Source organism: Pelomonas parva (genome assembly GCF_043555835.1).
In the GTDB taxonomy this organism is placed as follows: domain Bacteria; phylum Pseudomonadota; class Gammaproteobacteria; order Burkholderiales; family Burkholderiaceae_C; genus Pelomonas; species Pelomonas parva.
The window spans coordinates 314062-339392 of record NZ_JBIGHV010000006.1 but is presented as its reverse complement, the minus strand read 5'-3'; the positions used below and the strand labels follow the sequence as shown (position 1 = coordinate 339392).

19 protein-coding genes are annotated in these 25331 nt (G+C 68.3%); 11 read left to right on the top strand and 8 right to left on the bottom strand.

What is annotated here, in order from left to right; translation table 11 throughout:
- Nucleotides 1-4 precede the first annotated feature (4 nt).
- The 5 genes from ACG00Y_RS18120 to ACG00Y_RS18100 all read right to left on the bottom strand — a co-directional run bounded on the left by ACG00Y_RS18120 (nt 5) and on the right by ACG00Y_RS18100 (nt 6579).
- Nucleotides 5-3271 carry a DUF4450 domain-containing protein gene (locus tag ACG00Y_RS18120; RefSeq protein ID WP_394481230.1) on the bottom strand — a complete coding sequence of 1089 codons (3267 nt, stop codon included), beginning with the start codon at nt 3269-3271 and terminating at the stop codon, nt 5-7.
- A 76-nt stretch (nt 3272-3347) separates the two neighbouring features.
- Nucleotides 3348-4265 (bottom strand): SMP-30/gluconolactonase/LRE family protein, encoded by a 918-nt coding sequence (locus tag ACG00Y_RS18115; protein ID WP_394481228.1) that lies wholly within the window; start codon nt 4263-4265, stop codon nt 3348-3350.
- Nucleotides 4255-4737 (bottom strand): acyl-CoA thioesterase, encoded by a 483-nt coding sequence (locus ACG00Y_RS18110; RefSeq protein WP_394481226.1) that lies wholly within the window; start codon nt 4735-4737, stop codon nt 4255-4257. The genes ACG00Y_RS18115 and ACG00Y_RS18110 overlap by 11 nt, the downstream gene beginning before the upstream one ends.
- 16 nt (nt 4738-4753) lie before the next feature.
- Nucleotides 4754-5815 (bottom strand): aldose epimerase family protein, encoded by a 1062-nt coding sequence (locus ACG00Y_RS18105; RefSeq protein WP_394481224.1) that lies wholly within the window; start codon nt 5813-5815, stop codon nt 4754-4756.
- Nucleotides 5815-6579, bottom strand: a complete 765-nt coding sequence (locus ACG00Y_RS18100; RefSeq protein WP_394481222.1) for an SDR family NAD(P)-dependent oxidoreductase — start codon at nt 6577-6579, stop codon at nt 5815-5817. The genes ACG00Y_RS18105 and ACG00Y_RS18100 overlap by 1 nt, the downstream gene beginning before the upstream one ends.
- A 221-nt stretch (nt 6580-6800) precedes the next feature.
- On the opposite strand from ACG00Y_RS18100, the gene ACG00Y_RS18095 reads away from it, so the two are divergent.
- The 11 genes from ACG00Y_RS18095 (at nt 6801) to ACG00Y_RS18045 (ending at nt 19620) form a co-directional block, all read left to right on the top strand.
- A complete protein-coding gene (locus ACG00Y_RS18095) occupies nt 6801-7730 on the top strand; it encodes a dihydrodipicolinate synthase family protein (RefSeq protein ID WP_394481220.1) in 930 nt (309 codons plus the stop codon).
- A gap of 140 nt (nt 7731-7870) precedes the next feature.
- On the top strand, nt 7871-8791 hold the full coding sequence (locus ACG00Y_RS18090; RefSeq protein WP_394481218.1) for an arabinan endo-1,5-alpha-L-arabinosidase: 921 nt from the start codon (nt 7871-7873) through the stop codon (nt 8789-8791).
- A 16-nt stretch (nt 8792-8807) separates the two neighbouring features.
- A complete protein-coding gene (locus ACG00Y_RS18085) occupies nt 8808-9899 on the top strand; it encodes an ABC transporter ATP-binding protein (RefSeq protein WP_394481216.1) in 1092 nt (363 codons plus the stop codon).
- A 520-nt stretch (nt 9900-10419) separates the two neighbouring features.
- Nucleotides 10420-11316, top strand: a complete 897-nt coding sequence (locus tag ACG00Y_RS18080; protein ID WP_394481214.1) for a carbohydrate ABC transporter permease — start codon at nt 10420-10422, stop codon at nt 11314-11316.
- Nucleotides 11313-12149, top strand: coding sequence for a carbohydrate ABC transporter permease (locus tag ACG00Y_RS18075; protein WP_394481212.1), 837 nt, complete (start codon nt 11313-11315; stop codon nt 12147-12149). The genes ACG00Y_RS18080 and ACG00Y_RS18075 overlap by 4 nt, the downstream gene beginning before the upstream one ends.
- The gene (locus ACG00Y_RS18070; protein ID WP_394481210.1) at nt 12146-13477 is read left to right on the top strand and encodes an ABC transporter substrate-binding protein; all 1332 of its coding nucleotides are present in this window, start codon (nt 12146-12148) and stop codon (nt 13475-13477) included. Before ACG00Y_RS18075 ends, ACG00Y_RS18070 begins: the two co-directional genes overlap by 4 nt.
- The gene (arfA, locus tag ACG00Y_RS18065) at nt 13477-15003 is read left to right on the top strand and encodes an arabinosylfuranosidase ArfA (protein WP_394481209.1); all 1527 of its coding nucleotides are present in this window, start codon (nt 13477-13479) and stop codon (nt 15001-15003) included. The genes ACG00Y_RS18070 and arfA overlap by 1 nt, the downstream gene beginning before the upstream one ends.
- Nucleotides 15000-15938 (top strand): glycoside hydrolase family 43 protein, encoded by a 939-nt coding sequence (locus tag ACG00Y_RS18060; RefSeq protein ID WP_394481207.1) that lies wholly within the window; start codon nt 15000-15002, stop codon nt 15936-15938. Before arfA ends, ACG00Y_RS18060 begins: the two co-directional genes overlap by 4 nt.
- 19 nt (nt 15939-15957) lie before the next feature.
- On the top strand, nt 15958-17853 hold the full coding sequence (locus ACG00Y_RS18055; RefSeq protein WP_394481205.1) for a glycoside hydrolase family 97 protein: 1896 nt from the start codon (nt 15958-15960) through the stop codon (nt 17851-17853).
- A 26-nt stretch (nt 17854-17879) separates the two neighbouring features.
- Nucleotides 17880-18632 (top strand): FadR/GntR family transcriptional regulator, encoded by a 753-nt coding sequence (locus ACG00Y_RS18050; protein WP_394481203.1) that lies wholly within the window; start codon nt 17880-17882, stop codon nt 18630-18632.
- Between the two features lie 10 nt (nt 18633-18642).
- Nucleotides 18643-19620 carry a LysR family transcriptional regulator gene (locus tag ACG00Y_RS18045; protein WP_394481201.1) on the top strand — a complete coding sequence of 326 codons (978 nt, stop codon included), beginning with the start codon at nt 18643-18645 and terminating at the stop codon, nt 19618-19620.
- Between the two features lie 96 nt (nt 19621-19716).
- On the opposite strand, the gene ACG00Y_RS18040 is transcribed toward ACG00Y_RS18045, so the two are convergent.
- The 3 genes from ACG00Y_RS18040 to ACG00Y_RS18030 form a co-directional block, all read right to left on the bottom strand.
- Nucleotides 19717-21138, bottom strand: coding sequence for a pectate lyase family protein (locus ACG00Y_RS18040; protein WP_394481199.1), 1422 nt, complete (start codon nt 21136-21138; stop codon nt 19717-19719).
- A 333-nt stretch (nt 21139-21471) separates the two neighbouring features.
- Entirely contained in the window at nt 21472-22581 is a 1110-nt protein-coding gene (locus ACG00Y_RS18035) for a cytochrome-c peroxidase (protein WP_394481197.1), read from the bottom strand.
- Nucleotides 22571-25012, bottom strand: a complete 2442-nt coding sequence (locus ACG00Y_RS18030; RefSeq protein ID WP_394481195.1) for a porin family protein — start codon at nt 25010-25012, stop codon at nt 22571-22573. Before ACG00Y_RS18030 ends, ACG00Y_RS18035 begins: the two co-directional genes overlap by 11 nt.
- Nucleotides 25013-25331 lie beyond the last annotated feature (319 nt).

The window sequence follows — 25331 nt, the reverse complement described above, 5'->3', positions numbered from 1 at the left end:
GTTGTCAGGGCAGGCGGCGGTCGAGCGTCAGGCTCATCAGGCCGATCACCACGTCGTTGCTCAGCGTGCGCAGCGTCAGGCTCGCGAGGGGCTTGTGCGGGTCGAGCGGCAGGTCGACCACGGTCGCGGCGCCGCCAGGCACCGCGCGGCCGGTGGGCTGCAGGCGCACCAGGCCGGTTTTCAGGTCCACGCGCGGCGGCGTGGGGCCTGGGCGCTGGAACTGGAAGTCATCGATGAAGTAGTCCTGCTCGATGGGCCACCAGGTGGTGGGATTGTGCAGCGCCAGCCGGGCCTGGCTGCCGTCCGCGTAGTGGACGATGACCTCGCCGTTGTCGATGCGGCTCTGCATGAAGTTGGTGGAGCCGGCCATCAGCAGGTAGGCGTGGCGCGCCTGGCCTTGCAAGGGGACGCTGATCTCGCGCGGATAGTTGTCCCAGCGCGAGGTGAAGACGATGTTGCGGGCCTCGGGCGCGGTGGGCGTGGCGAACGGCAGGCCGTTGGGCAGCTTGAGCTGGCCGTCGTTCTCAGCGGCCACGCGGCGCAGGCCGCTGTCGTCGATGAGCGGCAGCTCGTTGACATGGCCGGCCCAGGCGCCGGCGCCCTGCGAAGGCAGCGCCAGCGACACGCCGGCCGGGCGCGGGCTCAGGTACTTGCTGGGCCTGAAGATCTCGGTGACACGGTCGTTGAAGTGGTCGTCGAGGGCGATGGGGTCGAAGGCTGCATTCGCTACAGGCGTCTTCCAGTTCGGTACCTTGCTAACAACCGGATAGCTCGTGCGCGGTGGGAAGGTCGGCTGCGGCAGCTTGCGCCACTGCACGACGACGTTGGCACGCGGCCCCCACGGTTGCTCCACGACCACCACATTGGCCGCCGGGTCCGGCGTCCAAGCGACGGGCTGGCCGTTCCAGCTCACCGACTCGATCTCGCGGCCCCCTGCCTGAAACTTGATTCGCAGTTGCTTGAAGCGCGACTCTGGCTGCGTCAACTGCCAACGCTCGAGCATGCCTTCGCGCTTGAAAACCAAGCCTACGCCGGGATGCTGCAGTTCCGCCTCCTTCCACTCGACCGGCAGCCCTGGCTGCACTGTCATCAAACCCGCCAACGCATCCGGCCGCACGCCGAACAGGCCCTCCACCAACGCGCGTGCCGTCACGCCGGTGCCATCCGCAAAGTCGCGCTGCGACTCGCGGCGGTAGTGGTCGAGGTAGTTCATGGAACCGACGTTGCCGGGCGTGATGCCCATGTTCATGCTGGCCATCAACGCACCCTTGGCGAGCACGAAAGCGGACTCGAAGTCACCGGCCTGCCACATGGCCAGCGCGGTGTGCAGGTTCTCGCCCATGACCACGTTGTTGACCGACCAGGCATAGGGCATCCAGTCGGTGCTGGGCAGGACGTGATAGTTCGCGTCCCTGGGCACGCCGGGGCCGTGGACAGGAATGCGTTTGAAATGCTCAGTCAGGTCGGCGGCCATCTGCGTGGCCTCCTCGGGCGTGGGCACCTCGGAGTCGATGGCGGTGTAGAAGCTCCACAACCCGTAGCTGCTGTGCAGGCGCTGCAGGCCCAGGCTGTCGCGGTACTCGCCGAAGGCGCCGCGCTCGGGCATCCACAGGTGGCGGCGCATGGCTTGCGCGATGAGGTCGGCCTCGCGCTGGTAGGCGCTGCCGTCCTCGCCGATCAGCTTTGCCAACCGAGCGGCGCTGCGGAACGCGTAGAAGTTGTAGGCCGACGCATGCGTGACGCCACCGCCGCCGTAGTACACGTCGTCGCTGGCCCAGAAGTTGGCATAGCCCTCGTACAGCGGCAGCCCGCCAAAGTCGCGGCGGAACAGGCGCTGCTCCCAGGCGAGGTGGCGCTGGATGGCGGGCCAGGCGCGGCGCGCGAGGTCCAGGTTGCCGGTCCACAGCAGGTGGCGGAACAAGGCGTCGAAGAACACCATGTTCATGTCGTAGTGCGATGCGGTCAGGTTGCCGTTGGAGTGCAGCGCCTGCCTGCTGCGCGCGAGATTCGTGTCGGCGTCGGGCGGCGGCAGCTGGGCGGGGATGGGCGAGGTGTTCTGCCGCGCGATCCAGGTCTCGATGTTCTGCTTCGCGCGGTCGTGCCAGCCCAGCGCATCCAGCGCATAGGCACCTCGCCAGCCCAGCAACGGCACGCGCCAGGCGACGGCGCCGTGCAGGATGGCCTTGGCGTCGTCGTCCCACAGCGCATCGCCGACGACGTTGAGCGCGCCGACGGCGGCGTTCAGCCAGGGGTCGGGCGTGACGATGCGCACCTGCTGGCGCAAGGCCTTGAAGTGCGCCTGTTCCCTGGTGAACAGCGCGGGCAGTTCGGCGGGCCTGAAGCGGGCGGCCAGCGGCGTGCTGCGGGTGGCGGGGCGCGGCGCACCGACGGCGGCATAGGTCTGCGCAGCAACGCTGGCCGGCGAGCGGGCCGCGTCGGCCAGGCGTTGCAGCGCCAGCCAGGCGGGCTGGCGCTCATGCAGCGCCACGCGGCCGACGGTGATGGCGGTGTCAGGTGTTGCGCTCGATGGCGCCAGCAGTGCGGGCAGCGAGTCCCAATCGCTGGCGGCGGCCAGCTGCTGTTGCGCGCCCGCCGGCACCACGCCGGCAATGACGGCTGCCGGCGCAGCCAGCACAAAGCCGTCCGCGCCCAACACCAGGCGGTTGCCCGCCGCGAAGGGCGGCTGGAACTGGAAGTAGCGGCTGATGGGCACGGGCTCGGTGCCGATGTCGCCGTCGCGCCGGCCGCGCTGGCCGGTGACACCGCCATAGGCCCAGACCAGCTCGGCGCCGGCGGGCAGGTCGCGGCCTTCGGCGCGGATCAGCAGGCCTTCGGTGCTGGTGGTCGCCAGCGCCACGAGCGCGAGGCTGCCCTTGTCACCCAGCAGCGGGTCGCGGATGTCGTAGTGCAGCTCGCCCGGTCGGTAGCGCGTGGTGATGGACGCCGCCTCGTGCAGCCAGCGGCTGCCGGCCGGCGTGCGCAACGCCAGGCGCAGGTTGCCGCCACGGCCAGGCAGGTAGAGCAGGAACTCCGGCTTGTCGCCGCCGTCGACCCGAAAGCCCGTGCGGCCGCCGTACAGCGGGCGGTTGAAGAACTCGGCGCCGTTGTGGATGACGAAGTCTTCGCCGTCCGGCGTGTAGCGCAACGGTTGCGCGGTCTGGCCCTGCAGGTTGATGCGGGTCTGCTGCGGGCCGGCGATGAGCTGGGCAGCGGCCGGCCACGGCAGCGCCAGCGCGGCCACGACCACACATTCGAATAACCAGCTGCGCATCCCTTGCCCTCGCCCGGCGTCTTGCCGGCTCACGGCGAGTCGTCCCGGGCGCGCAGGGCCCGGGACGACAGGCAACTCACTCGTCGTTGAACAGCGGCTCGGGCAGGTAGAGCCCCGCGGCCACGGTCATGCCGAACAGGCTGCCCGACAAGGGCATGGCCATCAGCTCGGCGGTGCTGAGGCCCACACGGGCCGTGGTGACGGCGAGCTGGTCGCCGGCCGGGCCGCCGAAGGCGGGGCAGGTGACGTCGCGCACCGGCAGCTTGTAGCGCGCCAGCAGGCGGCCGTCCGTCGCGTAGTGGGCCACCGCCGCGTTGCCCCATTCGGCGTTCCACAGGCAGCCCTGCGCGTCGATGGTGGAGCCGTCGGGCCAGCAGTCGTCCAGCTCCTTCTTGACGAACAGGCGCGGCTCGCTGACACGGGCGCTGGCCGAGTCGTAGTCGCAGACCATGATGCGGCGCGTCGGCGTGTCGCAGTAGTACATGCGCTGGCCGTTGGGGCTGAAGCAGATGCTATTGGCGATGGCGACACCATCCAGCGCCAGGCGGCGCAGGCCGCGGGCCAGCGAGTATTGGTAGAAGCCGCCGATGGGTTGACGAGGCTCGGCCTCGTCCAGCGTGCCGAAGACGAAGGCGCCGCTGCGGTCGCAGCGGCCGTCGTTGGCGCGCGTGGTGGGCAGGTGGGCTTCCAGCGGCGCGATGGTCTCGGGCTCGGCGGCGACGCTGCCGGTGGCCTGCAGGTCGGGCAGGGTCAGGCGAGCGACGCGCTTGGCCATGGCCAGGATGATGGCGCCGGAGCGGCCATGCACGAAGCAGCCGACGCGCTCGGGCAGGCGCACCTGCAGCGTGGCGCTGGCGCCGGGCGTCCAGGCGTAGATGCAGGCGGCCTCGATGTCGGTCCACCACCAGCGGCCGCTGGGGGCATGCCATTGCATGCCTTCGCCGAGGTTGTTGGCTTGGGCAAGGGCGAGAACGAAGGGGTGTTCAGTGCTCATCGGGTTTGACGTCAGGTCTCACTTCGAGGGCCGCGCGGGCCTGCTTGCGGGCGAGGGCACCGGCGTGGCGGCGGCGCTCGTCGGGGGTGAAGGGCCGCAGCGGCGGCACGGGCACGGGTTTGTTGTCGTCGCCCACGGCCACCATCGTGAAGTAGCAGCTGTTGACATGCCGCACTTCCTGCGTGCGGATGTTCTCGGCCACGACCTTGATGCCGACTTCCATCGACGAGGTGCCCGTCATGTTGATGCTGGCCTGGAATGTGACCAGTTCGCCGACGTGGATGGCCTGGCGAAAGATGACCCGGTCCACCGACAGCGTGACGACGTAGCGGCCGGCATAGCGGCTGGCGCAGGCGTAGGCCACCTGGTCGAGCAGCTTGAGGATGTTGCCGCCGTGGACGTTGCCGGAGAAGTTGGCCGTGTCCGGTGTCATCAGCACCGTCATCGTCAGTTGGTGGGCGGGCAGGTCCATGGCTTTGCTTGCAGGGTCAGGCGAAGCGATGGATTGTCGTGCTGCGGAACACCTCGCCCGGCCTCAGCACGGTGCTGGGCCAGTCGCCGCTGGCTTCGTGGTGCGGTGAGTCGGGGTTGTGCTGGGTCTCCAGGCACAGGCCGTCGCCCTGGCGGTAGATGCGGCCGTTCGGCCCGGCCAGGCTGCCGTCGAGGAAGTTGCCGGAATAGAACTGGATAGCCGGCTCGCTGGTCAGCACGTCCATGCGGCGGCCGCAGTAGGGGTCCTCCAGCGTGGCGGCGGCGCGCAGGCCGTCGGCGTTGAGTTCGCCGTCGAGCAGCCAGTTGTGGTCATAGCCCTTGGCGCGCAGCAGCTGGGGGTGGGACTGGCGGATGCGCGCCTCGATGGGCGTGGCGGTGCGGAAGTCGAAGGGCGTGCCCTCGACCGATGCATGGCGCTGCGGGATGAGGTGCTGGTCCACCTCGCTGTAGCGCGACGCCGGGATGGTCAGCCGGTGGCCCAGCACGCTGCCGTCGCCGGCGAGGTTGAAGTAGTCGTGGTGGGTCAGGTTGACGACAGTGGCGCGGTCGGTCGTGGCCGTGTAGTCGATGCGCCAGCTGTTGTCAGTGGCGCTGACCGCATAGCGCACATAGACCCGCAGCTCGCCGGGGAAGCCTTGCTCGCCGTGCGGGCTGGTGTAGCTGAACAGCAGCGCCTGGGCCTCGCCGGTGCGCGGTTGGGCTGGCACGACCGTCCACAGCCGGTGGCCGAAGCCCTCGGTGCCGCCGTGCAGGCAGTTGGGGCCGTCGTTGCGGCCAAGGCTGTGCGTCTCGCCGTCCAGCTCGAAGCTGGCGCCGGCAATCCGGTTGCCGTAGCGGCCGACGATGATGCCGAAGGACGGGTTGCGGTGGACGTAGTCGTCCAGGTTGTCAAAGCCCAGCACGACGTTGCCGGTCTGGCCCTTGGCGTTCGGCACCCACAGGCCGGTGACGATGCCGCCCAGCGTGATGGCAGTGAGCTTCAGGCCCAGGTTGTTGGCGAGCGTGTATTCGTGGACCGTGCGCCCGTCGGGCAGTTGGCCGTAGTCGCGGCATTCCATCAGGCCCAGCCCCCATCGACAACGAAATCCTGTGCAGTGCACATGGCCGAGTCGTCGGCCGCCAGGAACAGCGCCATCGCAGCGATGTGCTGCGGCATCAGCGGCTCGTTGATGCACTGGCCCTTGGCGATCTCGACCTTGGTCTCTTCCGTGACCCAGAGCTTCAATTGCTTCTCGGTCATGACCCAGCCGGGTGCCAGCGTGTTGACGCGGATCTTGTACGGCCCGAAGTCACGCGCCAGGCCGCGCGTCAAGCCCTGTATCGCCGCCTTGCTGGCCGTGTACGCGGGCATGCCGCCCTGCTTGAGCATCCAGCTGATGGAGCCGAAGTTGATGATGGACCCGCCACCCGCCGCCTTCATGTCGGGCAGCACGGCTTGCGCGGTGAAGAACTGGTGCTTGAGGTTGACAGCCACGCTGGCGTCCCAGAACTCGGGCGTGGTGTCCTCGACGGCGTGGCGCTTGTCGTTGGCGGCGTTGTTGAGCAGCACGGTGAACGGGCCGCTGCGCTCGCGCAGCGTGGCGATGGCCGCGCGCAGGGACTCGATGTTGCTGAGGTCGGCGGCGGCGAATTGCGGCGCGTGGCGCGAACCGGCCAGGCGGGCCGCGAGAGCCGCGCCCTCGTCCGCAGCCAGGTCGATGAAGGCCACCTTGGCGCCCTGCGCGGCGAAGGCTTCCACCAGCGTCTCGCCTATGCCCGTGGCCCCGCCAGTGATCAGAACGCCCCGGTCCTGCAGGCTCGGGTACTGCGCGTAGGAACTCATCGAAATGTCTCCGGTCGGAATGCTGCCGGCTTCTCTGGCCAGTCGATGACGAGATTATTAGTCATACTTTTTTGTTTGCAAAGTCGCCGAATTCCGGGTTTACCCCGATCATCAAGGTTAAATAGTCATACTTTAATGGGCGCCATGCCAGCGACAACAGCCGGCCCTGCGCCGCGCGTCGACGCTTGATCCAACTTCCCCCAGAGACAAGGGACCGCACCATGAGCGCCTCCACCACCCGGCCGTACCGCGGCGTCTTCCCGGTCGTTCCGACCATCTTCCACGCCGACGGCACGCTGGACGTTCCCGGCCAGCTGCGCTGCGTCGACTTCATGATCGACGCGGGCTCCACTGGCCTGTGCATCCTGGCGAACTTCTCCGAGCAGTTCGTGCTGTCGGACGCCGAGCGCGAGACGCTGACGCGCGCCATCCTCGAACACGTGGCCGGCCGTGTGCCGGTCATCGTCACGACGACGCACTACTCGACGCAGATCTGCATCGAGCGCAGCAAGCTCGCGCAGGACCTCGGCGCGGCCATGGTCATGGTCATGCCGCCGTACCACGGCGCCACCTTCCGTGTGTCGGAAGGCCAGATCGAGAGCTTCTACCAGCGCCTGTCGGATGCCATCGGCATTCCGATCATGATCCAGGACGCCCCGGTGGCCGGCACGCCGCTGTCGGTGCCGCTTCTGGCGCGCATGGCCGCCAACATCGCCAACGTGAAGTACTTCAAGCTGGAGATGCCGCAGGCCGCCGCCAAGATGCGCGAGCTGATCCGCGTCGGCGGGGCGGCCATCGAAGGCCCATGGGACGGCGAGGAGGCCATCACGCTGTTGGCCGACCTGGACGCCGGCGCGACGGGCGCGATGACGGGCGGCGGCTTCCCTGATGGCATCCGGCTGATCTTCGACGCCTTCCACCGCGGTGACCGCGAGGAAGCCGTGGTGCAGTACGGCCGCTGGCTGCCGCTGATCAACTACGAGAACCGCCAGGGCGGCATCCTGACCGCCAAGGCGCTGATGAAGGCCGGCGGCGTGATCGCCAGCGACGCGCCTCGCCACCCCTTCCCCGAGATGTCTCCTGAGACACGCGCCGGCCTGCTGGACGCCGCAAAACGCCTTGATCCCCTGGTCCTTCGCTGGAGTAAGTAGCCCACCCCCTACCGGCTGCGCCGGCCCCCTCAAGGGGGCGCCGCTGGTGGCCCGGCAAAGCCGGTTCCACGGCGGCCGCGCGATGGCCGGCGTCCTGCGTCGCCGGAAATGCGGCGCTCTGAGAGGTGCACGTGATTCGATTGCTGCTGATTCTGCTTTCCGCGTGGCTCATTGCCGGGAACGCGCTCGCCGCCGAGCCGCAGGCCGAGCCCGGCGCGCATGACCCGACGCTGCTGATCTCTGCCGACCGATGGTTCGTCTTCACGACGGGCAAGGGGCTGCAACGGCTGGAGTCGACGGACCAGGGCAAGACCTGGCGCCGTCTCGCGCCGGTGTTCAGCCAGGCGCCCGCCTGGTGGGCCGAGGCCGTGCCCGAGCACAAGGGCGTCGACGTCTGGGCGCCCAAGGTCTTCCAGCACGCGGGTCGCACCTGGCTGCTGTACTCCATCTCGACCTTTGGCAAGAACCGTTCGGCCATTGGCCTGGCCAGCAGCGACAAGCCCGACAGCGGCGAATGGCGCGACGACGGCCTGGTCGTGGCCAGCACCGCGACCGACAACTTCAACGCCATCGACGCCGATCTCTTCGTCGAGAAGGATGGTCGGTTGTGGATGAGCTATGGCTCGTTCTGGGGCGGGCTGCGCCTGACCCAGCTGAACGCCGACACGCTGCAACCGATTGGCGAGTCCACCTTCATCGCCCGCCGCAAGGGCGGCATCGAGGCGCCCACCCTCGTGCGGCGCGGCGACTGGGTCTACCTGTTCGCGTCCTATGACCTGTGCTGCAAGGGCGCCGAGAGCACCTACAACGTCCGCGTGGGCCGCGCCCGCAGCGTGGCGGGGCCGTATCTTGACCGCGACGGCAAGGACATGATGAACGATGGCGCCACACCGCTGCTGAGCGGTGGCGCGCGCTGGAAGGGTCCGGGCCACCAGGACGTCGTCGGCGACTGGTTCGTCCATCACGCCTATGACACCGAGCGCGGCGGCAAGCCGCATCTGCGCATCAAGCGCCTGAGCTGGACGGCCGACGGCTGGCCCGTGCTCGCACAAGAAGATTGAACCGGAGACACCCACCGTGGCTGGCTTGAAGTTGGAGAACGTCTGCAAGCGTTACGGCGCGGTGCAGGTCATCGAGAACCTGTCGCTGGACGTGGCCGAAGGCGAGTTCGTCGTCTTCCTGGGCCCGTCGGGCTGCGGCAAGACCAGCCTGCTGCGCATGGTGGCGGGGCTGGAGGAGGTCAGCGGCGGGCGCATCCTGATCGGCGACCGCGACGTGACCGTCGCCCCCCCGGGTCAGCGCAACCTGGCCATGGTGTTCCAGCACTACGCGCTGTATCCGCACATGAGCGTGCGCGAGAACCTCGCGTTCGGGCTAAAGAACATCGGCCTGCCGGCGGACGAGATCGCCAGGCGCATCACCGAGTCGGCGCGCATGCTGGAGCTGGACACGCTGCTGGACCGCAAGCCGGGGCAGTTGTCTGGGGGCCAGCGCCAGCGGGTCGCGATTGGGCGTGCAGTCGTGAAGGAGCCTGGGATCTTCCTGTTCGACGAGCCGTTGTCGAACCTGGATGCGGCGCTGCGCGGCCGCACGCGGCTGGAGCTGGCGCAGCTGCATCAGCGCCTGGGCGCAACGATGGTGTTCGTCACGCATGACCAGATCGAGGCGATGACTTTGGCGACGCGCATCGTCGTCATGAAGGGTGGTGCGATCGAGCAGGTCGCCACGCCTGCGGAGCTGTATCGGCGGCCGGCGACGCGCTTTGTGGCGAGCTTCATCGGCACGCCGGGGATGGGGTTCGTGCCGGTGGAGCGGGCGGCGGACGACCGTGGGCGTGCGGTCGTGACGGTGCCGGGTGGTGCTTCTGTCACGACGCGCGTCGCGGTTGAAGGTCTGTCTTCTCAAGGGCTGGTGCTGGGGGTGCGGCCCGAGAACCTTCGCGTCGCCGAGCAAGGCCCGCTGCGCGGCCGCGTTGAGCTGGTCGAGTTCCTCGGCGAGCGCACGCTGGCGCACTTGAAGCTGGAAGGCGGCACGCCGTTGATCGTCACGGTGCCGGCGGGGGTGTCGCCGAAGTTGGGTTCCTACGTTGCGGTGAGTGTGGATGTGGCTGAGGCGCATGTGTTTGACGAGGGCGGTCTCGCGCACCATGCACAGGAGGCTCTTCAATGAGCGCCTTTGCGGCCAGGCCCAGCCGGGATTTCGTCCCGGCGGCCGACTCACTTTCTTGTGCGAACAAGAAAGTAATCAAAGAAATCGCCCCCGTTCCGTCGCCCCTTCGCTTCGCTGCGGGGTCCCCTGCGATGCTCGCAACCCGAGGCTCGCGCAGAACTCGCTCCGCTACGCGCCGCTCAGACAGCTGCGCGAAGTCAGTTGACGAAGTGCGCTTCGCGCACGCCTCGGGTTGCTGCGCTTCTCGGCTCCTCCAAGGGGGAGCCCCGAACAGCCAACAGCCAACAGCCAAACCCGAAAGCCGTTCGAGCCGAGGTATTTCTATTCCCCCCTCTGAGCCCGCCGAGAAGCGCAGGGCAGCCCGCTGCGAAGCTAAGGGCCGGGCGGTTCGGGGGCGGTTTCTTTGGTTACTTTCTTGGGCGCCCAAGAAAGTGACTCGCCTGCGGGGGCGAAAACCGAAGGTTTCGCTAAATCCCCGCATGGACCTCGGCGTCAAGCCGCACCGGCCGGAGCAACCGCAATGAGCGCAGCCCCCACCGTCGGCCTCCGCGCCTCCCGCCCCGCCTACGCCCTCTTCGTCCTCCCCTTCGTCACGCTCTACGCGCTGATGCTGCTCTGGCCGCTCGCCAAGGGCATCTGGACCAGCTTCCACGACCACGACCTGCTCTCCGACGACAGCTTCTGGATCGGCCTGGCCAACTACAAGGAACTGTGGGCCGACGAGGTGTTTCACGAGGTCGTCTGGAACACCATCCGCTTCGTCGCCATCAGCACGCCCATCTTCGTCATCCTGTCGCTGATGCTGGCCATCGCGCTGAACCGCCCCGGCAAGCTGGCCACCTTCCTGCGCGCCACCTTCTTCTGCGCGTCGGTGTTCTCCGTCACGCTGATCACGCTGGTCTGGAAGCTCGCGCTGATGCCAGAACGCGGCCTCATCGCGCAGATGTTCGCGGCACTCGGCATCCCCGAGCTGCCCCTGCTGACGAGCGACAACTTCGCGCTGCTGACCATCGCCCTCGTCACCGTCTGGTGGATCATCGGCCTGCCGATGATCCTCTTCCTGTCGGCGCTGCAGCAGATCCCGTCGGACATCTACGAAGCCGCAGCACTCGACAACACGCCGCGCTGGCGCGTGCTGACGCACATCACGCTGCCCAGCCTGAAGCGCGCCATCGTGCTGGTCGCGCTGATCGAGATCATTCGCCAGTTCCAGGTCTTCCCGCAGATCATGCTGATGACCAACGGCGGGCCCAACAACACCACCCGCTCCATCGTGCAGTTCACCTACGAGCAGGCCTTCATGCAGCTCTCGCTGGGCTATGCGACTGCGGCGTCGCAGGTGCTGCTGGCCATCATGCTCATCGGCGTGTCCACGCAGCTCTGGCTGGAACGTGACCGCAAGGGAGCACAGCGATGAACCCCTTGCTCAGACGCGGTTGGTTCGACCGCTTCGTGATGGCTGCGCTCACGCTGCTGGCCCTGGCCTGGATGGCGCCGCTGCTGTGGGTGCTGGCCCTGTCCTTCAAGCCCAACGAGTTCCTGCTGCGCCACACCGACGTGTTCCTCGCGCCGCCCTACACGCTGGCCAACTACCTGGACATCCTGCAGACCTCGCAGGTGTTCCGCTGGCTGGGCAACAGCGCGCTCGTCGCGCTGCTGCAGACGGCGGGTGTGCTGGTGCTGTCGTCCCTCGCCGGCTACGGCTTCGCGCGCTGCGAGTTCCCGGGCCGCAAGTGGCTGTTCGCGCTGGTGATGTTCGGCCTTGCCGTGCCGGCGCAGTCGGTGTTCATCCCGCTGCACCGGCTGTTCTCGGACTGGGACCTGCAGAACACCATTGCGGGTCTTGCGCTGCCGGGCTTGGCCGCGCCGTTCGGCGTCTACCTGATGACGCAGTACTTCAAGGCCATCCCGGCCGAGCTGGAGGAGGCCGCGATGCTGGACAACGCGTCGCGCTTCAAGACCTTCCTGACCATCATCCTGCCGCTGACGCTGCCCGCACAAGCGACGTTAGGCATCTTCACCTTCCTGGCCTGCTGGAACGACTACCTATGGCCGCTGGTCATCGCCACGCAGCCCGACATGTACACGCTGACGCGCGGCCTGGCCTCCACGCAGACCAACTTCGCACAGTCCGAGGGCTTGGGCTTCCTGATGGCACAGGCGGTGTTCGCCGGCGTGCCCGCGCTGATGCTGTATCTGTTCTTCCAACGCCATCTCGTCACCGCAGTGGCAGGTACGGGCAAGTCATGAAGCGCGCTGCCCTTATCCTCTGCACCGCGCTGCTCGCGGCCTGCGGCGCCCGCACGCCCGAAGCCGGCAAGACCGAGATCACGCTGATGCGCTTCTTCGGCAGCTGCGAGTCGCAGTTCGGCCAGGTGGTCAAGGCGTCCGAGGGCGTGGGCGAGTGCGGCATCGTCACCGCGCTGGTCAACGAGTTCAACGCGACGAATACCGATGGCATCGTCGTGCGCACGCAGATCGGCGAGTGGGGCCCTTACTACGACCAGCTCACCGCCCGCCTCGTGTCCAAGGACATCCCGACGGTCGCCGTCATGCACGAGTCCGCACTGGGCGACTACGTGCGCCGCAAGCTGGTGCTGCCACTGGACGAGGACTTCAAGCGCGTCGGCATCCCGGTGGACGACTTCACCGAACACGCGCGCAAGGGCACCACGTTCAACGGCCAGACCTATGCGCTGCCCTTCGACACCTGGGCCTGGCTGTGGCACATCAACACGACGTTGATGAAGCAGGCCGGGTTGCTGGGCGCGGATGGCCAGCCGGTGCTGCCGCGCTCGCCCGACGAGCTGCTGGCGCAGGCGCGGCAGTTCAAGCAGAAGACCGGCAAGCCCTACTTTGCCTGGGCCGTGGCCAACGAGACGGCCGCCAACAACCGCACCTTCCAGTCGCTGATCGCGCAGCAGGGCGCGGCGCTGTTCGCGGCCGACGGCAAGCGCATCGACATGCAGCAGCCCGCCGTGACGAAGGCGCTGACGCTGATGCAGACGCTCTACAAGGAAGGCCATGTGCGGCCCAATCTGGACTACGCCGCCGCCAACCAGGCCTTCCTGAACGGCCAGGCCGGCGTCGTCATCGTCGGCACGTGGACGATAGACCAATTCCTGCGCGAGTCGCAGAAGCCCGACTCGCCGCTGCAGGGCGGCTACGCGGTGCGGCCGTTCGCGCAGCTGTACGACAAGCCCGCCGTGTTCGCCGACGGCCACGCCTGGGCGCTGTTCAAGGGCGGCACCACCGACGCCAAGGGTCATGAGGCGGCGCTCAAGTTCCTGAAGTTCGTCTGGGACCGGACGGCTGAGTGGTCGCGCACCGGCCACCTGCCGGTCAGCAAGACCGTCGCGCAGAGCGAGGCCTTCCGCGCGCTGCCGCAGCGCGAGTCGCTGGCCGAGATCACGACCACTGGTGCTTCCATGCCGGGCAACGTGCCCACGCAACGCAACATCGAGCTGCTGATCGGCGAGGACGTGGCCAACCTGCTGATGTCGGGCAAGCCCGTGGCCGAGGTGCAGGCCAGCGTCGAGAAGCGCGTCAACAAGGCACTTTCAAAGGCGCGACGCTGATGACCTTCCAAGCCTCCCTGATCGTCGACCGCGACTTCGACCTCGCGCAGCTAGACCGCCGCCTGTTCGGCGTCTTCGTCGAGCACCTGGGCCGCTGCGTCTACAACGGCATCCACGAGCCGGGCCACCCGACCGCCGACGAGCACGGCTTTCGCGGTGACGTGGCCGAGCTGACGCGCGAGCTGGGCGCCACCATCGTCCGCTACCCCGGCGGCAACTTCATGTCGGGCTACAACTGGGAAGACGGCGTCGGCCCGAAAGACCAGCGCCCGCGCCGGCTGGACCTGGCCTGGTTCTCCACCGAGACCAACCAGGTCGGCACGCATGAGTTCATGGCCTGGTGCAAAAAGGTCGGCATCGAGCCGATGTTCGGCGTCAACCTCGGCACACGCGGGCCGGACGAGGCGCGGCACTACCTCGAGTACTGCAACCACCCCGGCGGCACGGCGCTGTCGGACCTGCGCCGCGAGCACGGCGCGGAAGAGCCGCTGGGCATCAAGTTCTGGTGCCTGGGCAACGAGATGGACGGCCCCTGGCAGATCTGCCAGAAGACGCCCGATGAATACGGCCGCATCGCCAAGGAGACCGCCAAGCTGATGCGCTGGGTGGACCCGACGATCGAGCTGGCCGCCTGCGGCTCGTCGGCCTACGACATGCCGACCTACGGCGTCTGGGAAGACCGCGTGCTGGAGCATTGCTTCGAGCAGGTGGACTACCTCTCGCTGCACAGCTACTTCGTGAAGCCTCCGGCCGATACGAGCACCGAGAGCTTCTTCGCGCAGATCGAGACGAATGCGCGCTACATCGAGGACACGGTGGCGATTGCCGATTCGGTGGCCACGCGCAAGCGGTCGACGAAGCGCCTGAAGCTGTCTTTCGACGAGTGGAACGTCTGGTACCGCGCCCGCCACGGCGAGCACCTCAAGCAGGCTGGCTGGCCCGAGGCGCCGCGCCTGCTGGAAGAGGTCTACACGGCCGAGGACGCGCTGCTCATCGGCGGCATGCTGACGATGTTCATGAATCATGCGGACCGCCTCAAAGTGGCCTGCATGGCGCAGCTGTGCAACGTCATTGCGCCCATCATGACCGAGCCCGGCGGCGCGGCTTGGCGGCAGACGATCTTCCACCCCTTCGCGCAGGCGGCTCGCTGGGCGCATGGCGACGTGCTGCGCTCGGTTGTGAAGTCGCCTGGCTATGCGAACGTCAGACACGGCGAGCTGCCCTATCTGTGCGCCAGCGTCGTGGACGATGCGGCGACAGGCCAGACCGCGGTCTTCCTGCTGAACCGCCACCTGACGGACGAGATGGACCTGTCCATTGCGCTGCGCGGCCTGGGTGTGGACCGCGAGCTGGTGCAGGCCGAGCAACTGCACTCGGCCGATCTCAACGCCACCAACACTCTCGACGATCCGGACCGCGTTGCGCCCCAGCCGCTGGATGGCATCGCCATCACGGGCGAGCAGCTGAGCGTGAAGCTCAAGCCCGCCTCCTGGAACGTCATCGTCACCCGAGCCGTCCGCACATGACCTGGTCCAACCCCCTCATCCCCCAGCGCGCCGACCCGCAGATCACGCTCGTCGACGGCCGCTACTGGTTCACCGCCTCCGTGCCCAGCTACGACGCCATCGAGATCCGCGCCGCCGACGGCATCGCCGGCCTGGCCAGGGCGCCGACGAAGGTGATCTGGCGAGCGCACGACAGCGGCCCGGCGAGTTTCCACGTCTGGGCACCGGAGCTGCACCGCATCGACGGTCGCTGGTATGTCTACTTCGCGGCCTCTGAGCGCGACGACATCTGGAAGCTGCGCATGTATGTCCTCGAATGCGAAGGCGCGGACCCGCTGACGGACGGCTGGGTCGAGCGCGGCCAGATCGCCACGCCCGAGGAAGGCTTCTCGCTGGACGCGACGCCCTTTGAGCACGGCGGCAAGCGCTTCCTTTGCTGGGCGCAGAAGAGCCCGCCGACGGAGAGCAACCTCTACATCGCCGAACTCGCCAACCCGTGGACCTTGAAGACCGCGCCGGCCGTCATCACGCGCCCGAACCTGGCCTGGGAGCGCATCGGCTTCTGCGTCAACGAAGGCCCGGCGCTGCTCAAGCGCAACGGCAAGGTGTTCATCGCCTACTCGGCCGCCGCGACCGATGCGAACTACTGCATGGGCCTGCTGTGGGCCGACGAGAACGCCGACCTGCTGGACCCGAAGAGCTGGCACAAGTCGCCCACGCCGGTGTTCACGACCGACGAGTCGGCGAGCCAGTTCGGCCCCGGCCACAACAGCTTCACGACGACGCCCGATGGCAAGGCGGACCTGCTGGTCTATCACGCCCGCAACTACCGCGACATCGTCGGCGACCCGTTGAACGACCCCAACCGCCACACCCGAGTGCAGGCCTTCGGCTGGCGCGCGGATGGCTTCCCCGACTTCGGCACGCCTGTCGCCGACGGTCCCTATTCACTCTGATTCCACGGAGATCGCGACCATGCGCCTCATCGCCTCGCTTCTGCTCACCCTGCCCGCACTCGCCCAGGCACTGAACAGCCCGGACGGCCAGCTTCAGGTCGACGTCTCCATCAACGACCAGCAGCAGCTGGTCTACACCGTGCAGCGCGCCGGCCAGCCCGTGCTGCTGGCCTCGCGGCTGGGCCTGGTCTTGGAGCAGGGCGACTTCGCCAACGGCCTCAAGCTCGTCGCCACCTCGCCCGTGAAGGCCCACCGCGAGCAGTACACGCTGGCCGCCGGCAAGAAGAGCCGCGTCGACTACCGCGCCAACGAGCAGCGCTTCACCGTCGCCAACGCCGCCGGCCAGAAGCTCGTGCTGACACTGCGCGCCTCCAACGACGGCTTGGCGCTGCGCTACACGGTGGACGGCGCAGGCAAGAAGACCTTCAAGGACGAGCTGACCAGCTTCGCCTTCCCGGCTGACGCCCGCGCCTGGCTGCAGCCCATGTCGGTAGCCAAGACGGGCTATGCGCGCACCAACCCGTCCTACGAAGAGCACTACCAGGCCGACATCCCCGTCGGCAGCAAGGCGCCGTCGCATGCGGGGTGGGTCTTCCCCGCGCTGTTCCGCTCGGGCGCCAACTGGGTCGCGCTGACCGAAGCCGGCATGGACGGCCGCTTCCACGGCTCCCGCCTGGCAAGTGACTCGACGGGCGGCACCTACCGCATCGGCCTGCCCGAGCCCAGCGAGGTCTTCACCGGCGGCCACCTGCTGGCCGACATCAACGGTCCGCTGACAACGCCCTGGCGCGTGCTGGCCATCGGCCCGCTGAAGACGGTCATGGAATCCACGCTGGGCACCGACCTCGCCGCGCCCGCCATCGCCTTCGACAAGAAGAAGCTCCAGCCCGGCCACGCTTCGTGGAGCTGGGCCATCCTGAAGGACGACGCCACCGTCTTCGATGTGCAGAAGCGCTTTGTCGACTACGCGGCCGACATGGGCTGGAACTACACGCTGGTGGATGCCTACTGGGACAAGAAGATCGGCGACGCCAAGATGAAGGAACTGGCCGACTACGGCAAGACGAAGAACGTCAGCATCCTGGCCTGGTACAACTCCTCGGGCGCCTGGAACGACACCGACATGAGCCCCAAGAGCGCGCTGCTGACCCCGGCCGACCGCACCAAGGAATTTGCCCGCATGAAGGCCATCGGCGTGAAGGGCCTGAAGGTGGACTTCTTCGGCGGCGACGGCGCTTCGATGATGGCCTATTACGTCGACCTGCTGAAGGAGAGCGCGCAGGCCGGCTTCCTGATGAACTTCCACGGCGCGACGCTGCCGCGCGGCTGGAGCCGCACCTATCCCAACCTGATGACGGTCGAGGCCGTGAAGGGCTTCGAGTTCGCCACCTTCGACCAGAAGGACCAGGACCCGGTGGCCCGCCATTCGGCCATGTTGCCGTTCACGCGCAACCTGTTCGACCCGATGGATTTCACGCCCGTGGTGTTCCACGAGATCCCGAAGATCAAGCGCGCCACGCGCAACGGCTTCGAGCTGGCGCAGAGCGTGCTGTTCCTGTCCGGCATCCAGCACTACGCCGAGACCCCCGACGGCATGGCCACCGTGCCGGCTTATGTGAAGGGCTTCCTGCGCGAGCTGCCGCGCGCGTGGGACGAGGTGCGCTTCCTCGACGGCGAGCCCGGCAAGTTCGCCGTCATCGCCCGCCGCGCCGGCAAGCAGTGGTTCGTCGCCGGCTTCAATGCCGACGAGCAGCCGCGCGAGGTGCAGCTGGACCTCGCCTGGCTGGGCAAAGCCGAAGGCCAGCTCATCACCGACGGCGCGGGCGAGCGTGAGTTTGCCGAGGGCAAGCTCGCGGCACCGGCGGCCAAGCTGACGCTGGCGCCACGCGGCGGCTTCGTCGCACGCTTTCGATAATGCGGGCTTTTCCAGGCCAGGCGCCCATGCGAACCCGAGCGGACCACTCCACCTACAGCGCCCAGAGCGAGGGCAAGAGCCAGCACGGCCGCATCGTCAGCGAGCTGGGCCTGTCCATCGTCGGCGGTGAGTTGAAGCCCGGCGACAAGCTGCCGCCCGAGGCCCAGCTGCTGGAGCGTTATGAGATCAGCCGCCCGGTGCTGCGCGAGGCGGTGCGTGTGCTGGTCGCCAAGGGCCTGGTCGTGTCGCGCCAGCGCGCCGGCGCCATCGTGCGGCCCCGCAACGAGTGGCATCTGCTGGACCCGGACGTCCTGTACTGGCTGATCCAGTCCCGCCCGCAGCGCGACTTCGTGCAGACGCTGCTGGAAGTGCGCCAGATCTTCGAGCCCGCCGCCGCCGCACTGGCCGCCCGCGCCGCGACGGACGCGCAGCTGGCGTCGATCGCCAAGGCCTACGAAGGCATGGCCGCCGCACGCACGACCGAAGAGCTGCTGGAGCCGGACCTGGCCTTCCACCGCCGCATCGCCGAGGCCACCGGCAACGACTTGCTGGCCTACATCGGCAACATGCTGTCGCTGGCGCTGCGCGAGTCCATCACGCTGTCCAGCCAGCTGCCCAACACGCACGAGCTCTCGCTGCCGCGCCACAAGGCCATCCTGACCGCGCTGCAGGCCCGCGACCCGCTCGGCGCCCGCCAGGCCACGCTGGTGCAGCTGGACGAGACGGGCGACGACATCAACAGCGTCTTGGCCAACGATGGTCGGGTGAACCTTGCTTAAGAAAACTGCCATGGCTCGCGACGACGAAGACGACAGCGGCCTGACCGACGCCAGCCCCAACCCGAACTGGTTCCTGCGCGCGCGCCTCAAGACGCGCCAGCTGCTGTTGCTGATCGCGCTGGACGACGAGCGCAACATCCACCGCGCTGCCGAAGTCCTGTGCATGACCCAGCCGGCTGCCTCCAAGCAGCTCAAGGACTTGGAGGACATGCTGGACGTGAAGCTCTTCGAGCGCCACCCGCGCGGCATGGAGCCCACGCTCTACGGCGAGACCATGATCCGCCACGCGCGCATGGCGCTGACGTCGCTGTCGGCTGCACATGACGACATCGTGGCGCTCAAGCACGGCCTGTCGGGCCAGGTCGAGGTGGGCGTCATCATGACCCCCGCCATGGGCCTGCTGCCGCGCGCCATCTCGCGCATCAAGCTGCACGCGCCCAAGCTGCGCATCGGCGTGCAGATGGACAGCAGCAAGGCGCTGCTGGACATGCTGCGCCGGGGCAAGCTGGACTTCATGATTGGCCGCATCCTCGAGGACGAAGGCGCGGCCGGCATGCACTACGAGGAGCTGACGGTGGAGCCCGCCTGCGCGGTGGCGCGTGTGGGGCATCCGCTGTTGAAGGCGGACAACCTCCGGCTGGCCGACCTGGCGAATCAGCCATGGATATTGCCGCCGGTTGGCAGCGTGTTGCGGCACCGCTGGGAGCTGATGTTCCGCCGCGCGGAGCTGGAGCCGCCGGCGAACAACGTCGACACGACGGCCTTGCTGTTGATCACTGCGCTGCTGCAGCAGACGGACTCGCTGCATGTGATGCCCGTGGAAGTGGCGCGTTATTACGCGTCGCTGAATGTGCTGGCGATCCTGCCCATCGAGTTGCCCTGCCACATGGATGCGTTCGGCATCATCACGCGTGAAGGGCATCTGATGTCGCCGGGGGCGAGGCAGTTGCTGCACGAGGTGCGACTGGCTGCGCGGGATCTGTACTGAGATTGCTTGGGTTGCGCCGGGTTGCGCGTTCCTGAGCTGCGCCCGCTGCCAAGAAAGCCGGCGCCTGCGTGATGCAGGCGCCGGCTGGTCAGTGCGTTAGCAACTGACCTTCGCGTAGTTCTTGCCCGCGCCCGCCGCTGCCGGCAGCTTCTGCTTCACGCAGGACGCCGGCTGCAGCGTGTAGCTGTAGGGGATGCCCAGCGGGAAGTTGGCCGTCGTCGTCCAGTCGGTCGCGTCCCGCGACGGCGACGAGCCGCTGGCCACCCAGGTGATGCCGTAGGTGGCGAAGTCGGCCGGGCTTCTGACGTTGTTGTCGCGCAGTTGCCAGTAGCCGATGGAAGAGCTGTCGCGCGAGGTCACCGGGTTCTGCGCGTTCTCGAACCAGTTGCCCTCGATCAGCGAGTAGCCGCCCATGCGGATGTTGGCGCCGGAGGTCTTCACGCCGCTGTAGAGGTTGTTGTAGAGGTGCGTGTAGCCGCCGCGCTGCAGCGGCAGGCGGGCGCTGACGTTCTGGTAGTGGTTGTGGTGGAAGGTGATGTAGCGGTCGCTGGCGTCGCTGTCGCTGGAGCCGATCAGGCCGACCTTCTGGTGGTCGTGGATGTGGTTGTAGGAGTAGGTGATGTGGTGGGCGCCGGCCTTGCTGTCGATGAGACCGTCGAACTCCAGGTCGCCCGCGCCGCTGCATTCCTTCATGCTGCTGAACAGCGTGTTGTGGTCGATCCAGATGTAGCCTGGGGTGCCGCCACCCTGGCCTTCGATGCCGATGGCGTCGATGGAGCCGGGCAGCAGGCCGATGGTCATGTTGCGGATGATGACGTTCTGCGCATTGCCCTTGATGGCCAGGCCGAAGTTGGCGCCGGAGCCGTTGGCGCCTTCGATGGTGACGTTGCTCTTGTTCTTGACCTCGACGATGGCGCCATCCGGCAGCTTCCATTGCGTGCAGCTGTCGGTGATGCCCGCGAAGTTGAACGTGCCCGTGTAGCGCAGCACCAGGCCGGAGCTGCCGTCGTAGGCATTGATGGCGGCCTGCATCGCGGCGGCGGTGCTGACCGTCACCGGCGTCTTGCTGCCGCCGCCGGTCACCGTGCCGGCATAGCCGCCGCTGTGGCCGGCCGGCGCGGGCGCGGGCGTCGGGGCGGGTGAAGGTGCGGGGGTGGGCGCAGGGGTCGGTGCCGGCGTGGGCGCTGGTGTCGGCGCGGGGCTGGGAGCCGGGCTGCCCACCGGACCGACGGCGCATTTCTTCGTGATGCCGGGGTTGGGGTCCGAGCCGAAGGTGGCCACCGTGCAGGCGATGTTGCCGCTGAGGTTCTTGATGACCCATTTGTCCTTGATGCCGAAGGACACGGGCCGGGTGGCGGTGCCGGCCTTGCAGGTGCCGCCCTGGTCGGCGCACTTCGAGTAGCCCGATGGCCAGTCCGCGGCCTGCGCAGCCGAGGCGGCGAGCAGCAGCGACATGGCGGCACCTGCGGCGGCCGCGGACCGCACGGTCGGCAGCGGCGGGGGAGTGAGCTTGTTCATGGGGTTGTCTCCTGTCGTTGTGGCGGCGCGGTATCCGTCCAGGCACGCGCAGCCTGCCTGCGCGGGCGGGCCTGGAGCGCGCCGACGCGAGAGCGGTGGGGTGGGAGGAACCAGTGCCGACGTCAGGTCGCAACCGGTCGATCCGCGCGCGGGGGCGCGGCGACGTCAGGTCGGCGCAGCAAGGCTGCCGCGCATCGCAGGGCGACTATGAAACACCGTTCTGCTTTTATGGATACGTAGTTTCACGAGCCCGATGGCTGCGACTGGGCCTTCTTCAGCAAGCCGGTCATGCCCATCCGCGCGAACTGGGATCGAGACCGTTGCAACGCCGCCTCACAGCGTGCGCAGGAACGCCTCCACCGCCCGTACCTCTTCCACCGTCAACCGCAGCGGCTTGATCAGCGGCGACGGCGGCGGGATGGGTGGCTCGCGGCCGCGCGGTTGCGGCAGGCCGGCGTTGTAGAGGTCCAGCACGCCGCGCAGCAGCGGCACCACGCCCTGGTGCATGTAGGGCGCCGTGCGGGACACGCCGCGCAGGCTTGGCGTGCGCATGGCGCCGGCGTCCTCCACGCGCCCGGTGACGGCCTGGCGGCCAAGATCCTGGTTCGCGCGGCCCAGGAAGCTGATGCCGATCTGGTGGAACCCGTGCTGCGTCAACTGCGGGCCGCTGTGGCAGTTCATGCAGCGAGCCTTGGTGCGGAACAGGTGCAGGCCGCGCAGCTCCTGCCCGGTGAGCGCGGTCGGGTCGCGGCCTTCGATGAAATCGTCCCAGCGCGTGCGCGGCGCTTCCAGCGTGCGCTGGAAGCTGGCCAGCGCGCTGGCCAGGCGTGCCAGCGTCACATCCAGCGTCTGGCCGTGACCCTTGAATGCGGTGGCGAAACGTCGGGGATAGTCAGTCTCGGTGTTCAGGCGCTGGAGCAGCTGCGGCAGGTCCATCGCCATCTCGGCCGGGTTGACCATGGGCAGCAGCGCCTGCGACTCCAGGCTGTCGGCGCGTCCGTCCCACATCAGTTGCGGCACGAAGGCCACGCCCCACAGGCCCGGCGAGTTGCGCTTGCCGGCGCTGCCCTCATGGCCCAGCGCAAAGCGGCGGCCGTCGCTGAAGCCCAGGTGCGGCGCATGGCAGCTGGCGCAACTGACGTCCTGCTTGCGCGACAGCCGCCTGTCGTGGAACAACTGCTCGCCCAGCGCGGCCAGCGCCGCGGGCTGAGGCGTCAGCGCCGGGCGCGGTGCCAGCTCCTGCCACTGCACACCGGCATCCACCGTCGGCGCCGGCCACTGCGCGCGCGGGCCGCGATAGGCCCGTTCGACGCAGCTCGTGTCGGCCGCCGTGCCGGCGCCGGTGGCCAACAGCGTGGTGCAGTCGTCGGCGCGCGCTGCGCTGCCGAGCAGCGCGCTGGTCAGCAGCAGCGCGGCGGTCAGGCGACGGTGATCAGAACGCATAGCCCACCTGCACCGTGGCGGCGCGGCCGCTTTCGTAGCTGATGACGCCGGTGGTTGACGCGCTGATGATGTTGCGACGGTTGGTGAGGTTGCTCACCGACAGCTGAACGAACGGCCGATGCGTGCCCCAGCGGTGCTCCCAGCGCAGCGATACATCCCACGTGAAGGTGCTCGGAAAGGCCGTCTCTTCGTGCACCGTCAGGGTCTGACCGTCATGCTGCTCGGTCCGGGAGGTCTCGGCCACCCGGCGGTAGCCGCCCTGCCAGCGCACGGACTGGAACAGGCTGATTCGTGCGCCGTCCCACTCGCTGTGCAGCGACGCATGCGCTGCCCAGGGCGCGTTGAAGTTCTCGGCCGGGCGGTCGCTGTAGCGCATCACCTGACTCTTGTAGACGATCAGCCGGTTGGCATCCGCATCGCTCAGCGCCTCGTCGTAGGCGACATGGTTGCTGCGCGTCTGTGAACGGCCGGCCGACACGCGCCACTGGTGGCTGCCGGCCAGCGTGGTGAACGGGCGGCTTGGCGCGAGTTCCAGCGCGACCGTGTCGGACGACCCGCGACCGTTGTTGTTGTAGCTGTAGACCTGGTTGTTGGCGTAGTTGCCGCTGGTGTCGCGTTCGCGCACCCGAGCGATCTGATCGCGAGCCTCGCGGTGCACCCAGTGGACGCTGGCCAGCCACCCGGCGCCGAAGCGTTGTGTCACGCCCAGCTTGGCCTCGTCGTCGTAGGGCACATCCAGGTCCTTCAGGCGGTTCATCGGCAGGAACTGCCCGGTCTGCACCCAGGCCCAGTCGGCGGCGCGGCGCTGCTGGGTGGTCTGCAGCGTCGCCTGCTTTTCGCGGATCGCCATGCTGAACAGGCTGCGGCCGTAGTAGCGGTTCAGGCCTGCTTCCAGCTCGGTTGCGCCGTGTTCTCCCAGCGCCCAGGAGGCGGAGACGCGTGGCGCCAGCACGGCCTCGCGGGCCAGTTCGTCGCGGTCTGCGCGCACGCCGGTGCGCAGGCTCAGCGCGCCCCAGCGCATCGTGTCCTGCAGCCACAGGCCGTACTGGCCGGCCTGCACGTCGAAGCTGCCGGCGCGGTAGACGTCGCGCTCGCGCCAGTACTGGCCGCTGGTGGGGTAGCGCGCGGAGGGTGCCAGCGAGCAGCTCTCGGTATCCAGCACCCCGGTGGGCGATGTGCAGGTGGTGGTGGCCACGCGGCCGCCGGCGATGTAGGCCACCTGGTCGTTGGGCCGGGCGTAGAACGCTTCGCGGCGCGACAGCTCCAGGCCGGCACTGAGCCGATGCTCGGCCCCCAGCAGCGCCAGCGGCGTATTGCGGCTGAGCTTGAGTTTGTAGGCCGCCGTGCGCTGCTCGGTGTCCAGGTTGCCCCAGCTGCCTTCGGTGCTCAGGGAGCCGGCGCCGCGTGTGCCGTCGCCCCAGTTCTTGTCGGTGGCCGACCATGACCAGACGCGCAGGTAGCTGGCATCCGAACGGCGGGACTGCCGCACGTCGCTGTGGCTCAGGTCGTGGCGCACCGTCCAGCCCGCCAGTGCGTGCTGCGCGCCGGCCGTCAGGGCACGCCCGCCACCCTGGACCTCGAAGCTGCTGTTGCGGCTGTTCACGATGAAGTAGCGGTCGGCCAGTGGCTGCTCGCGCACGCTGAACCAGGCGCTGGTGTCGGCATCGGGCCGCCAGGTCAGCTTGACCATGCCGTCGCGCTGCGTTCGGCGCTGTTCCTTGTCGGCCAGCGTCGGGTCATTGGGCGTCTGGGCGGCTGCGTAGCCCCGCAGCGGGATCACCGAGCGCGCGTAGCTGGCCTGCGCCACGATGCCCAGCTCCGAGGTCGGGCGCCCTTCCAGCTGCGCGGTCCAGAACTGCTTGTCCCAGCGGGCCTGCAAGTCTTCGGAGGTCGATGTCGCCAGTGCCGCCTCGCGCGCCGGGTCGACGAACAAGGTCTGCCAGGCACTGCGCGCCAGCTTCAGGGTCACGCGGCCGGCGAAGGCGTGAAGTGCCTCGCACAGCTCGGCCTTCACGACGCCGCCCTGGAAGCCGCCGTACTCGGCGCTGACGTTGCTGTCCAGCAGCTGCAGCTCGCAGATCAACTCCTTGTCGATGGGCATGCCCAGCGACGCGCCCGGCACGTCGGCCACGGATGTCGCCACGCGCGACGGCAGTGGATCGAGGTCGTTGTTCAGGCTCAGCCCGTCCAGCAGGAACAGGTTCTGGTAAGGCTTGGCGCCGTGGATGGAGATTTCGGGCGGCGCCAGCTCGCCCTGGGTCAGCGCGTTGTTCTGGGTGTTCGATAGACGCAGGCTGGGCGCCATGCGCAGCACGCTGAGCACGTCATTGTTGGCGGCAGGCGTGAGACGCAGCGTGGCCATGTCCACTGGGTGCGTACCCGGCTCGGCCTGGGCGCGCACGCGCACGATGGGCAGTTCGCCGGCCAGCAAGCGCGGTGCGGCGGCAGGGGCTGGTGTCGCAGGCGCCGAAGCGGCTGGAGCGGCCGCCGCCGGGGCGGTCTGCGCCCTCACGAGCGGGCTGGCACAGAGCAAGGACAAGACGGCCAGGGCGGTGGCAGTGCGCGGCAGGCGCAACGGATGAGCGGGGCAGGAGGACAAGGCAGGCAGGCGGCTGGGAGTGGGCGCCATCCGCTCGGTCGCGTCCGCCATGCACCCGGGGGAACACGGCAGGCGCCGCCGGGCAGTCAGGGCGGAGAGCTAAAAGTGTAATGCGAATGATTCGCATTACACATGCCATTTCAGGCACTCG